Origin of the sequence: uncultured Senegalimassilia sp., assembly GCF_934636665.1 — a bacterium.
Taxonomy (GTDB): Bacteria; Actinomycetota; Coriobacteriia; order Coriobacteriales; family Eggerthellaceae; genus Senegalimassilia.
In genome coordinates this window covers 1-11,961 of record NZ_CAKUAT010000028.1, presented here as the reverse complement: position 1 = coordinate 11,961, position 11,961 = coordinate 1, and the positions used below count along the sequence as shown (strand labels likewise).

The window sequence follows — 11,961 nt, the reverse complement described above, 5'->3', positions numbered from 1 at the left end:
GCTCTCGTCGGGCCGTCGGGCGGAGGCAAGTCGACGCTCGCGTCGCTCGTCCCGCGCTTTTGGGACGCAGATGAGGGCGTCGTTCTCGTGGGCGGGGCGGATGTGCGACGAATTCCTGCCGAGGAACTGATGGGTGCCGTTTCTTTCGTGTTCCAAGACGATCGACTGTTCAAGCTAAGCTTGGCTGATAACGTGCGTGCGGGCCGCCCCAATGCAAGCGATGCTGAGGTGCTCGCGGCTCTTCATGCGGCCCAGTGCGATGACATCATTGCCAAGTTTCCCGATGGCGTGAACACCGTGGTAGGAAAAGCTGGCGTGTATCTTTCCGGGGGAGAGCGTCAGCGCATCGCGCTTGCGCGTGCCATTCTGAAGGGAGCCCCAATTGTGGTTCTCGACGAGGCGACGGCGTTTGCCGACCCCGAAAATGAGGCACTGATCCAGGCCGCTCTTGCAACGCTTTGCGCAGACAAGACGGTGCTTATGATCGCACACCGTCTGTCAACCGTCGTGAATGCGGATCGCATTTTCGTCATCGACCGTGGTTCTGTCGCGGAACAGGGTACCCATGAAGAACTCGTCGCGCAAGGCGGACTGTATGCGCGCATGTGGCGAGACTACCGAACGAGCGCGACGTGGAGGATTGAAGGGGGTGACGGCCATGTGGCGTAGGATTCAAGATGCTTTTGCCTTGACCGATCAAGGCATGAAGGATTTTATACGCGGTGCTGGGTTCTGTGCGTTGGCGAACCTGATGCTGATGCTGCCCATCGTGGTGCTGTACTTCGTCGCAAGCGATTTCATAAGGTACTTGGACAACCCTTCAGTTGGCCTGCCAAGCATGGCGCTCTACGCAGCGGGCATTGTGGCGGCACTTGTTGTGATGTTCGTCACACAGATGTGGGAATATCGCGCGACGTACACGGTGGTCTACCAAGAAAGCGCCCGCAAGCGTATCGCCATCGCGGAGCGTTTGCGCCTGCTTCCGCTCTCGTTTTTCGGAAGGCGCGATTTGTCCGATTTGACGAGCGTTATCATGAAGGACTGTTCCGATCAGGAGCGCCTGTTCTCGCACACTATGCCGCAGATTTTCGGCATGGGCGCTTCGACGCTGGTATTCGCCGCTATGATGTTCGCGTTCGACTGGAGGTTGGCGGCATCTGCCCTCTGGCCCATTCCCGTGGCGCTCGCGGCGTTGCTTCTGACTGCGCACATCCAGAAGTCACATACCGCGAAGAAGAATGCGGCGTCCCTTTCGTTTGCCGATGGTCTGCAGGAATACCTTGAATGCCATCGTGAGATACGCTCTCTCAACAAGGTGGGCGCATTCCAGGATGAGCTTGATTGCCGCATCGATCGTTTCGAGAGAGAGAAGATCGATGCCGAGTTGGCTATGGGCGTGGCGGTATGCTCTGCCCAAGGCTTTCTGCGTCTGGGAATCGCATCCGTCATCGTGGTGGGGACGATGCTGCTCGTGACGGGGCAAGTCGACTTCCTCGTGTTCTTTGTATACCTGTTGGCGGTGACGAGGGTCTACGATCCCATCAACGTTGTTTTGCAGGCTGTAGCCGAGTTGATGGACATGAGCTTGAGCCTGAAGCGCATGCGTGCCATCGAGAACGAGCCGGTCCAGACGGGTAGCACCTCGTTTGAGCCTCAAGGCTATGACGTGGTCTTCGAAGACGTGGGCTTCGCATACGCCGACGGCGAGGATGTTTTGGACGGCGTATCGTTCAAGGCGCGAGAAGGGCAGGTGACAGCGCTTGTGGGCGCGTCTGGTTCGGGGAAGAGTACAGCTGTCAAGCTTGCTTCGCGTTTTTGGGACGTAAGCTCTGGCGCGGTCTTCGTGGGAGGCGTCGACGTCTCTACTGTCGATCCGGAAACGCTGCTTTCTGCATTCTCCGAGGTGTTCCAGGACGTGGTGCTCTTTGACGATACCGTGCGTGAGAACATTCGCCTCGGGAAGAAGGATGCTACGAACGAGGAGGTTCTTGCTGCGGCGAGGGCGGCGCGCTGCGACGAGTTCGTGGAGCGTTTGCCCAACGGCTACGACACCATGATCGGGGAAAACGGCAGCAGGCTTTCCGGTGGTGAACGCCAGCGTATCTCGATTGCGCGTGCCCTGCTGAAAGACGCTCCGATCGTGCTGCTCGATGAAGCAACGGCCTCACTCGACGTGGAAAACGAGACATACGTGCAAGCTGCTCTTTCTGAATTGCTTCAAGGCAAGACGGTACTCGTTATCGCACATCGTATGCGCACGGTTGACAATGCCGACAAGATTGTGGTGCTCGAAGGTGGTTGTGTGGTGGAGCAGGGAAGCCCGGCAGAGCTGCGCGAGAAGCCCGATGGTAGATACCGCCGCATGTTGGAGCTGCAGCGCGAAAGCGAAGCGTGGGTGCTTTAACGCAAAGGCGATGCCAGGCGGGGCAGACGAGTGTGTACCGAAGCCCCGCCTGGCATATCTGCGAACCAGTGGTACAGAGGAAGTTTTGCTAGCGATATGTTTTGCTTCTTGAAACCACGGGAGCCGACCGTACGTGAACTGCGCCCCAAAAGTGCAGTGAACCCCTATAGTTGGACAGACAATGTTCTGCTTCTCCTATAGGGGTCTTCTGCGTTAGGGGGTTGATTTGCTGAGCAAGGATTACTCCGCTGAGTTTAAGCAGCGCTTTGCGGACAGGTACGCCGATGGCGCGACCATCACCATGCTGCAACACGAGTTTGGTCTTACGAAGTCAACCGTGAAGCTTTGGAGGGAGAGGATCGACCAAGGCGGCGTCGGGGCTATAGACAGGCCGAGAAAGAACAACCGCTACCCCCAGGAGTTCAAGCTTCGCGTCGTAGAAGCCTATCTCCGTGGCGAGGGCGACTACAAAGCCCTCGCCCTCGAGCATGGCGTGCGCAACAGCGCGCAGATACGAGACTGGGTGAAGCGGTACCGAGAGGGAGGCGAGGACGCCCTCGTCGTCCATCCATCGGGGCGAAGGAGGAAGGAGCCCGCGAGCGAGGAGACCCTCGAGCAGCGGTGCGCCCGCCTCGAGATGGAGGTGGAGATCTTAAAACGAATGGCCGCCTCGGCGACGGACCTCTCGGCAACAGGCGGAAGCACGAGATAGTGAAGTCGCTGAGGCGGGAATACCCACTCTCCACGCTCCTGAAGCTCATGGGGATGTCGCGCTCCACCTACTATTACCACGAGGCGAACCCTCCCTCCGACAGGCAGGCAGTCGAGCGGCCGGTCATAGTGGAGATATGCGAGAAATCTCAGTTCAGGTATGGATACCGACGCGTTGCCACTGCGTTGCGCAAAGCGGCCGGCATCCGTATCGCCGACAAGACGGTGCTCAAGGTCATGCGCGAGGAGGGGCTGCTGTGCCGGACCCGCAGACGCAGGAAGTACCGATCTTACATGGGCCAGGTCGGCAAGTCCTCCCCGAACCTGCTGGCCCGCGACTTCAAGGCGGAGGGCCCGATGACCAAGCTGGTGGCCGATGTCACCGAATTCAAGGTGGGCGGCACGAAGCTCTACCTTTCGCCCGTGGTGGACCTTTACAACGACGAGGTCGTCGCCTACTCGATATCCAGGTCCCCGAACATGAAGATGGTCCTCGAGATGTTGGCGGGCCTCGAGGGCAGGCTCGATGGCGAAGGCGCCCCGTTGCTGCATTCGGACATGGGCTGGCAGTACCAGATGCCCGCCTACAGACTCGCGCTTGAGCGGATGGGGATCGTCCAGTCCATGTCCCGCAAAGGAAACTGCCTCGACAATGCGAAGGCTGAAAACTTCTTCTCGATGGTCAAGACCGAGCTCTACTACGATTGGGAGGGAGACGATCCCGACGTTTTCGAAAGGGATTTGGGAAAGTACATCGACTGGTACAACAACGTGCGCATCAAGAAACGCCTAGACGGAAGCAGCCCAGTCGAGTACAGACTCGGCCGGGCTGCCTGATTCACTTCTTTTGATGTTCAGGAAACGGGGTCCTTTGCAAAACTTGGACGGCCTAAATAAGAACAACGCCGCAAGGGACTGATTCCGGAACTCCTCCGGGGTCAGTCCCTTCAGTTTGACCTGCCGTCTCTGCGTGTTCCAGCAGGTCACGTAGGCGTTCAGGTCAGCCTTGAACGACTCGAAGTCGGGCCACTTCCTGCCCCCTGAAGAACTCGCCCTTCAAATGCCCGAAAACCTGCTCGGTCGCGCCGTTGCCGATGCAGTTCCCCTTGCGGGACATGCTCTGCACTATGCCGGCGGTTTCCCGCGTGCGTGCGGCTCAGTGGGCGCCCCCGGCGGCTCTCGCTGTTTCGAGCACGAGGTTGCGGGCCGCGTCGTCGGGGCCGATGACGGCTGCCTTGCCCCAGCGCGGTTCGAAGCGTTTGCGCGCCTCGTCGAGCAGCGTCTCACGCACCACGGCTATGGCATGGGGAAACTGCGGCGTGGGGCCGGCGTCGAGGATGGCCAGCGCGTTGGTCAGGCCGCAGCTGCGCAGAAGCTCGAGGCGGCCCAGCTCGTCCACCACGAGCATCGCGTGCGGGGCGAGCCGGGTTTCGTTGGCGGCTGGTGCGGCAGCGAGCACGTTGCCCTCTGCTTTTGCGGCTGTGGCCGCGACTGTGGGTTCATCGCTGTTGATTTGTGCGAGCGGGGATATTTTGGCGGCGGTTTCTGCGGCTACGGGCGGGCAAACGCCGTTGTCGAGCGGTGCGGCTGCAGGGGTGTCGACCTCGGCCTGCGCGGTCGTGGGGTCATATGCGCCGCTGTCGGCAGGTGCGATGCTTGCCTGTTTCGCCAGTTCGGCGAAGTGGGCGTTGACCTGCGCTATTGCGGTGTCGGAGATGGCCCAGCCCAGCTTCGCCGCCTTCGCTTGCTTCCCTTCCGTGAACGCTTTGCTCTTGGCGGCCAGGTCGCGGCGGCGTGCGAACTCGATGCGCTTGCCCTGCGGCAGCAGCACGTTGTCGATGCCCAGCTTCTCGAAGCGCCCGGCCCCGTCGAAGCTGTGCTTGCCGCCGGGCTGGCCTTCGGGCCGCGGCACCCATTGCCCGGGCGCCACCACGCCTGCCACGCACGTGCCTGCTGCTTGCAGGCTGGTGCACAGGTCCTCCAGCCATCTGGTTTTGCCGATCTGCACGTCGCCGGTGAGTAGAAACAGCACGCTGACCCCTTCTTTCGTCCTATGATGCGTTACATTATAGGCAAGCGGCGATAATACTGATATAAGAATAGCCGTAAGCTGGCATTTTCGATGTCGTTAAGGAAGGGGCGTTATGGCGGCGCAACAGAATCAGGCGGGTTTGCGGGCGACGGCGATCGCGTTTCCGGGTACGGAAGCGTCGGGGACCGCGTGGGACCTGTACAACCAGATGATCGCGGGCATTCCCGAGGGCGTGCTGGTGCGCGATTACTGCCTTGGGCTGAACTGGTCTTACGTCGAGGCGGATTGCGGTATGGGCGTGGCGTTCACTGTGCGCGGAGGTGGGAAGCGCACGTATAAGATGGATTTGCGCGGCATGGAGCTGCGCCAGGTAGCCGAGCTGTCGAAGTCCTGGTGCTTCCAAGAGGCCACGTTGGGCATTGCGGCGCTGAACGCGTGGTATTCGCGTCGCGAGCTGCTCGCCCCGTTGGGCTGCGAGTTCGCCGACCCCTCCGAGCACCACGGCGAGGACGAGCGCGGAGGCAACGGGCAGAAGGACGCGTTTTGCGCGTACAAGCCGCAAATCGCCGAAAAGGGCGACGCGAATGTTGTGGTGGTGGGGCATTTTCCGAATGTGGCCGATATCGCCGAGTATGCAAACCTCACTGTTTTGGAACGGAACTGCCGCGATGGCCTGGACACGCCCGACCCGGGGTGCGAGTACGTGATGCCGCAGGCGGATTACGCGTTCATCACCGGCGTGACGCTGATCAACAAGACCGCGCCGCGCCTGCTCGATCTGGCGCGGCGCGCCACCACGGTGATGGTGGGCCCGAGCGTGGTCATGACGCCGGCGCTCTTCGAACGCGGCGTGCACGAGCTTGCGGGTTCGGTCGTGAACGACCCTGAGCGTGCAAAGTTCGCGGTGGCAAACGGCGGCGGCCGGCTGTTCGGCCAGGCGCTGGTCATGGCTAGCCTGAAGGCGAAATAGCGGGTTGGCATTTCCCCTGATAAACGCTGCGATATCAAGATAAGCGAACGTCTGTATTGACAGTACAGACGTTCGCTTTTATAATAATCGCAATGAGCCAGTGCGAATGCTCGGCGGTCTGCCGTGCCCAAGCTGGCGAAGGGTCCCGCCTTCGCCCATACCACGTTCGCAAGATCCTCTTCACCACGGGAAGGCGGCACATGCCGCTTGGGAAGGGGACGGAGTATGCCCGAGCTCAGCAGGTTTTACGGGATCGTCGTGCGAATGTATTTCGACGACGATCAGCAACACTCATTGCCTCATGTCCATGCGTACTACGGTAATATGGATGCTTCGTATTCGTTGCAGGGAAAACGGCTTGGCGGTAAGATTCCGCCAAAGCAGGAGAAGCTGCTTCTGGCTTGGATGGCCCTTCACGAGCAAGAATTGCATGAAAACTGGTATCTGGCCAATAGCACCGGCGAATGCTATCGCATTTCGCCTTTGAGATAGGGGATGCGCCATGAAATGGGTTTGCGGTTTAAAGATCCTGTCTGTCGAACCTACCGAAAAGGGTACCCTTGTCATGAAGTGGTCCGATGGCACGACACGCGTATTCGATCCTATGCCGCGATTGCAGGGCGATTTCATGGGTAGGCTGAGGGACTCCGGGTATTTTAAGAAGGTTCGCATCACCGAATTCGGCGATGCGGTTGAATGGCCCGGTGGCCAGGATTTCGCGCCTGAGTCGCTTTATGAGAACTCGGTGCTGTTAAGCGCTGCCGAATAGAGGGTCTCCTTCGGAACGTGGTTCCGCTTCGCGGGGGCGTGCGCTTGTGCAATCGCGATACAATTTACCTTGGACACACGAGCGGTTGCTTGCTGCTATGGCAAGTTGAGCGCATTAGATTCTGCATGCTTTGTAAAGGAACTGCCCTATGGCTGATATTCATACGTTCGAAGGCGAGGACATCGTCGAAACGCTGGCTGCGCAAGCCGAAGGCCATGAGCCTGGCGAGCTGGGTGCGCTGGCGTACCATCTATACGATACGAACCCGGAGCTCACCGAGGAAGAGGCATTCGAAGCGTTCACCAACTGGGTTGCCGACCGCGGCATCGAGCTGTGGCCCCACCAGGAGGAGGCGCTCATGTCGCTTATGGTTGGCGACCATGTCATCTTGGGCACGCCTACGGGCAGCGGCAAAAGCTTGGTCGCGCTGGGCATGCACTTCATGGCCATGTGCTTCGGGGAGACTTCGTACTACACGGCGCCCATCAAGGCGTTGGTTAGCGAGAAGTTCTTCAACTTGGTTGAGCTCCTCGGCCGCGACAACGTTGGCATGATCACGGGTGATGTGCATATCAACACCGAGGCGCCCGTCATCTGCTGTACCGAGGAGATCTTGGCGAACCAGGCGCTGCGCGAAGGGCCGGATGCCCTCATCCATAGCGTCGCCATGGATGAGTTTCACTTCTTCAGCGATACCGATCGCGGTTGGGCGTGGCAGGTGCCGTTGCTCACGCTGCCGAAAACGCAGTTTTTGCTCATGAGCGCCACGTTGGGCGACGTCACGCAAATCGCCGATCTGCTGCGTCGCCAAACCACGCGCGATGTCTCTAACGTCACCGACGCCCCGCGTCCGGTGCCGCTCTCCTACGAATATGCGCTCACCCCGCTCGAGGGAACAGTTGAGCTTGCTCTGCGCAAGGACGAGGGCCCGCTGTACGTCGTGCATTTCTCGCAGGATGCGGCGCTTACCAGCGCGCAGAACCTGGCAAGCTACGGAGTGGCAACCAAGGAGCAGCGCGAGGCGGTCAAGGAGGCTATGAAGGGCGCGCAGTTCTCCACGGCGTTCGGCAAAACGCTGAAGCGTCTGTTGGGTTGCGGCGTGGGCGTGCATCACGCCGGCATGCTGCCGCGTTATCGCTTGCTGGTGGAAAAGCTTGCGCAACAGGGTCTGCTGCCCGTCATCTGCGGTACCGACACGCTGGGCGTGGGCATCAACGTGCCCATCCATACCGTGGTGCTCACACAGCTCACCAAGTTCGACGGTCGCAAGATGCGCCGTTTGCGCAGTCGTGAGTTCCATCAGATCGCCGGCCGTGCGGGCCGCTCGGGTTTCGACACCGAGGGTGTGGTCATAGCCGAGGCCCCCGAGCACGAGATCGAAAACCACAAGGCCGAGGTGAAGGCCGCCGGCGACCCGAAGAAGCTCAAGAAGATCAAGAAGAAGCGTCCGCCCGAGAACTTCGTGAACTGGAACGAGGACACGTTCAACAAGCTCATCGAGTCGGTTCCCGAGCAGTTGACACCGCGTATGCGCATCACGCATTCCATGGTGTTGGCCGAAGTGGAGCAGGGTGGCAACGCCCGCGCCCGCGTCGACCAGCTTATCGAGGATTCGCTGCAGCCGGCGGAGGAGAAGGTGAAGCTCCACGTGCGCGCCGCCGAGGTGTTGCAGACGCTCATCGATGCCGACGTGGTGGTGCACGAGGTGGACGAGAACGGCGAGGACGTGTACTCGGTCACCATGGATCTGCCGGAGGATTTCGCGCTCGATCAGCCGTTATCGCCGTTTTTGCTGGCGGCGCTGGAGCTCCTCGACCCCGAAAGCCCCGAGTACGCGTTCGATTTGGTATCTATGGTCGAGGCAACCCTGGAAGATCCGCGACAGGTGCTGCGTGCGCAGGAGCGCAAGGCGCGCGATGCCGCCATGGCGGAGATGAAGATGGACGGCGTGGACTATGACGAGCGCCTGGAGCGCATCGCCGACGTCACGTATCCCAAGCCGCTGGAAGATCTGCTGGACGCGGCGTTCTCGAAGTATTGCGATGCGGTGCCGTGGGCGCGCGATTACTATCTGCGGCCGAAATCGGTGCTCCGAGACATGCTGGAAAGCGCGGCGGACTTCAAGGGGTACATTCAGAAGCTCGGCATCATGCGTTACGAGGGCATCTTGCTGCGCTACCTGTCCGAGGCGTTCCGCGGCCTCGACCGTACCATCCCCGAGGATAAGCGCACTGAGCAGCTGAAGGACATCATCGCCTGGCTGGGTTTGATCGTGCGCAGCGTCGACAGCAGCTTGGTCGACGAGTGGGAGAACGCCGGTGCGGTGTTGGACGCGGCCCCGCCCGATGCCTCCGGTGCCGAAGCGGTTGTGCGCGACCGACGCGGGCTTACTGTGCTTGTGCGCAACGCCCTGTTCAATCGTGTCCGCATGGCGGCTCATCGCGATACGGCGGGGCTTGGCGAGGCCGATGGCGATTGGGGCTTCGGCGAGCGTGCCTGGATGCAGGCTTTGGACGAGTACTACGAAGAGCATGAAGAAGTCCTGCTGGACGCCGATGCGCGCTCGAAGGCTTATCTCGTGTTCGATGAGGCGGACGAGGAGGAGCTGCACGTGTGGCACGTGCGCCAGATTTTCCACGACGAGGCGGGGGATAACGACTTCGCCATCGTGGCGGACGTGGACCTGGATGCCACGCAGGAAGGCGACGGCGTGGTGTTCGCAAACTACTGCGTGGGCTTTGCCGACGAACTGCTCGACGAGTTCTAGCCGGTTCGCTGACTGTGCGCTTGCCGTTGCCTCTGTCGCTGTGCGTGCGGGGGAGCGGCGGGTTTCGAGCGCTCGTCGGCGGCGATTTGCCGCTGCCAGATCTGCTAAGCGCCGGTAGCAACGAATTGGTACCGTTTGCGTGGCAAATCGATGCGGCTTCCTAGAGGCGTGCTAGGCTTATGGCGCGGGGCCCCAATCCGGTCTCGCGCCATAAGAAACCTAAAACATACGCGCGGATCGGAGGTCGGGTATGACTATCAAGAACGTTGTCGTTGCCGGTGGTGGAGTGCTGGGAAGCCAGATCGCATATCAGGCGGCATACAAGGGCTTTAACGTTACGGTGTGGTTGCGAAGCGAAGGGTCCGTCGAGCGCGCGAAGCCGAAGTTCGAGCAGCTGCGTCAAACCTATCTGGCAACGCTCGAGGCGATGAAGAGCGACCCTGCGGCGTATTGCCGCGGTCTGGCCGACACGCCCGAGCTTTCCGTTGACGAAATCGAGCAGCTCAAGCAGCGCGCGCAGCAGGCGTTCGAGGGCATCGTCTTCACCACCAGCTATGAGGATGCGGCGAAGGATGCCGATCTGGTAATCGAGGCAATCGCGGAGGATCCCAAGCAAAAGGACGCGTTCTACGCGGAGCTGGCAAAGTACCTGCCGGAAAGCACCATCCTTGTCACCAACTCCTCCACGTTGTTGCCTAGCCAGATTGCGGCATCCACGGGTCGCCCCGAGAAGTTTCTGGCATTACATTTCGCCAATCGCATCTGGCGCAACAACACCGCCGAGGTCATGGGGCATCCCGGAACCGATCAGGCTGCTTACGATGAGGTTGTCCGTTTTGCCGCCGACTTGGGTATGGTTCCGTTGCAGCTGCACAAGGAGCAGCCCGGATATATCTTGAACAGCATGCTCGTGCCGTTCCTGAACGCCGCTGAGGCGCTGTACGCAACCGGCGTTGCCGATCCGGAGACCATCGATAAAACGTGGATGCTGGGCACGGGCGCGCCCTTGGGCCCGTTCCGCATCCTGGATATCGTGGGCCTTACCACGGCGTATAACATCGTGGTGCTCGACCCACGCACGAAAGACCCTGATTCCGTTCCCGCGAAGATCGCCGCAGCTCTTAAGGAGCGCATTGATGCTGGTAAAACGGGCGTTGACGCGGGCGAAGGGTTCTATCGCTACAACTAGGCTTCTGAGACTTGCGCGAGGTCGTCTTCAGCTACAGCTAAGCTTGTGAGGCAGCTTCTTTACGAGGCTGTCTCCTGCAACAACTAGGCTTGTGGGACCGTTCTTTATGAGTTCGTTTCCCGCTACGACTAGGCTTGCGATGCTCGTCTCTTTGCGAGCTTGTTTCCCACTGCAACTAGACCCGTGAGGCCGCTTCTCTATGAGGTCGTCTTTCGCTGCAACCAGGCTTGTGGGGCGTCTCCCGTATAGGGGGTTTCCTTCCGGCATTCATGGGGACTCGAGAAAAATCGGCGAACTTTTCTCGAGTCCCTTATATGGGACAGCAAAAACTTCAAGACGGCGTACCATGCGAAGCATCAACTAAGAAATGCGCAGGTAAGGAGCCTGAAATGTTCGCCAAGAAGCACACGTCCATGTTCGGAGCATTTGCAATCGATTCGAAAGCGTCCCGTGGCCGCCATGCGCGTGTGGAGGGGCGTGTGCAGTCCGCACGCCGCGCATTCGGGAGTTCGGCCGGGCGGGTTCAGCCCTTTGCGGGCCACCGCGCCCCACAGCCCGCACGTTGCGCAATCGAGGGGCAGGCGGAGCAGGTTCGATCGTTTGCAGACCAGCGCGCCTCGCAGCCCATCTGCTTTGATGAAGGCGAGTTTCTGATTGATGGGTACGGTGCATACGCGCCGTACGATCAGGCAACCGAGCGGTATGCCGCTGAGGATCTTCTACTGGGCGAGGACTCGGACGAAGCGGTAGACGATGAGCCGTCGTACGAGAAGGCTTCCTCCTCGCAACTCGAGGACATGTTCCAGGAGTTCTTCCGCATGGGCGCTGCCGTTGCCATAGGCGAGCTGTACGACGAGGGCATGCTGGGCGACAAGAACGCCGTGGCGTATGATGTGCGCGATTATTTGGAAAGCTTCGGCATCGCCAGCTTCGACGAGGTTTGCAAGTTGGGCATAACCGGTCCGTACCTTGAGGACTTCAAGCGGATTTTCGCCGAAAACGCCAGTTTCCCGCCAGCAGCATAGGGTTGCCTGTGTGACCATCACTCACTCACTCACTCACTCACTCACTCACTCACTCACTCACTCACTCACTCACTCACTCACTCACTCACTCACT

The 11,961-nt window shown here is 60.1% G+C and carries 11 protein-coding genes and 1 pseudogene; 10 read left to right on the top strand and 2 right to left on the bottom strand.

Going from position 1 to position 11,961, the window contains the following annotated elements:
• The 4 genes from Q0G75_RS09120 to Q0G75_RS09105 all read left to right on the top strand — a co-directional run.
• A partial coding sequence (locus Q0G75_RS09120) for an ATP-binding cassette domain-containing protein (RefSeq protein WP_294417968.1) occupies positions 1-669 on the top strand: 669 nt, incomplete at its 5' end.
• Positions 659-2,404: an ABC transporter ATP-binding protein gene (locus tag Q0G75_RS09115; RefSeq protein WP_365911123.1), complete on the top strand. Its 1,746-nt coding sequence runs from the start codon at positions 659-661 to the stop codon at positions 2,402-2,404. The genes Q0G75_RS09120 and Q0G75_RS09115, both read left to right, overlap by 11 nt.
• Positions 2,405-2,630: 226 nt before the next feature.
• Entirely contained in the window at positions 2,631-3,116 is a 486-nt protein-coding gene (locus Q0G75_RS09110) for a helix-turn-helix domain-containing protein (protein WP_294416998.1), read from the top strand.
• On the top strand, positions 3,026-3,952 hold the full coding sequence (locus tag Q0G75_RS09105) for an IS3 family transposase (RefSeq protein WP_365911120.1): 927 nt from the start codon (positions 3,026-3,028) through the stop codon (positions 3,950-3,952). Before Q0G75_RS09110 ends, Q0G75_RS09105 begins: the two co-directional genes overlap by 91 nt.
• Here the strand turns inward: Q0G75_RS09105 and Q0G75_RS09100 are convergent.
• Positions 3,905-4,135, bottom strand: a pseudogene (locus Q0G75_RS09100) (IS3 family transposase); the annotation flags it as partial. The gene Q0G75_RS09105 and the pseudogene Q0G75_RS09100 overlap by 48 nt on opposite strands.
• Positions 4,136-4,271: 136 nt before the next feature.
• Complete coding sequence (locus tag Q0G75_RS09095; protein WP_294416992.1) at positions 4,272-5,147, bottom strand: hypothetical protein; 876 nt, start codon at positions 5,145-5,147, stop codon at positions 4,272-4,274.
• A 112-nt stretch (positions 5,148-5,259) separates the two neighbouring features.
• On the opposite strand from Q0G75_RS09095, the gene Q0G75_RS09090 reads away from it, so the two are divergent.
• The 6 genes from Q0G75_RS09090 (at position 5,260) to Q0G75_RS09065 (ending at position 11,867) form a co-directional block, all read left to right on the top strand.
• The gene (locus tag Q0G75_RS09090) at positions 5,260-6,117 is read left to right on the top strand and encodes a DUF364 domain-containing protein (RefSeq protein ID WP_294416991.1); all 858 of its coding nucleotides are present in this window, start codon (positions 5,260-5,262) and stop codon (positions 6,115-6,117) included.
• A gap of 225 nt (positions 6,118-6,342) precedes the next feature.
• A complete protein-coding gene (locus Q0G75_RS09085) occupies positions 6,343-6,609 on the top strand; it encodes a DUF4160 domain-containing protein (RefSeq protein WP_294416989.1) in 267 nt (88 codons plus the stop codon).
• 10 nt (positions 6,610-6,619) lie between these two features.
• Positions 6,620-6,886: a DUF2442 domain-containing protein gene (locus tag Q0G75_RS09080; protein WP_294416987.1), complete on the top strand. Its 267-nt coding sequence runs from the start codon at positions 6,620-6,622 to the stop codon at positions 6,884-6,886.
• 148 nt (positions 6,887-7,034) lie between these two features.
• Positions 7,035-9,653, top strand: a complete 2,619-nt coding sequence (locus Q0G75_RS09075) for an RNA helicase (RefSeq protein WP_294416986.1) — start codon at positions 7,035-7,037, stop codon at positions 9,651-9,653.
• Positions 9,654-9,903: 250 nt separating this feature from the next.
• Positions 9,904-10,842 (top strand): 3-hydroxyacyl-CoA dehydrogenase, encoded by a 939-nt coding sequence (locus Q0G75_RS09070; protein WP_294416984.1) that lies wholly within the window; start codon positions 9,904-9,906, stop codon positions 10,840-10,842.
• A 389-nt stretch (positions 10,843-11,231) separates the two neighbouring features.
• Entirely contained in the window at positions 11,232-11,867 is a 636-nt protein-coding gene (locus Q0G75_RS09065; RefSeq protein ID WP_294416982.1) for a hypothetical protein, read from the top strand.
• Positions 11,868-11,961: the final 94 nt, after the last annotated feature.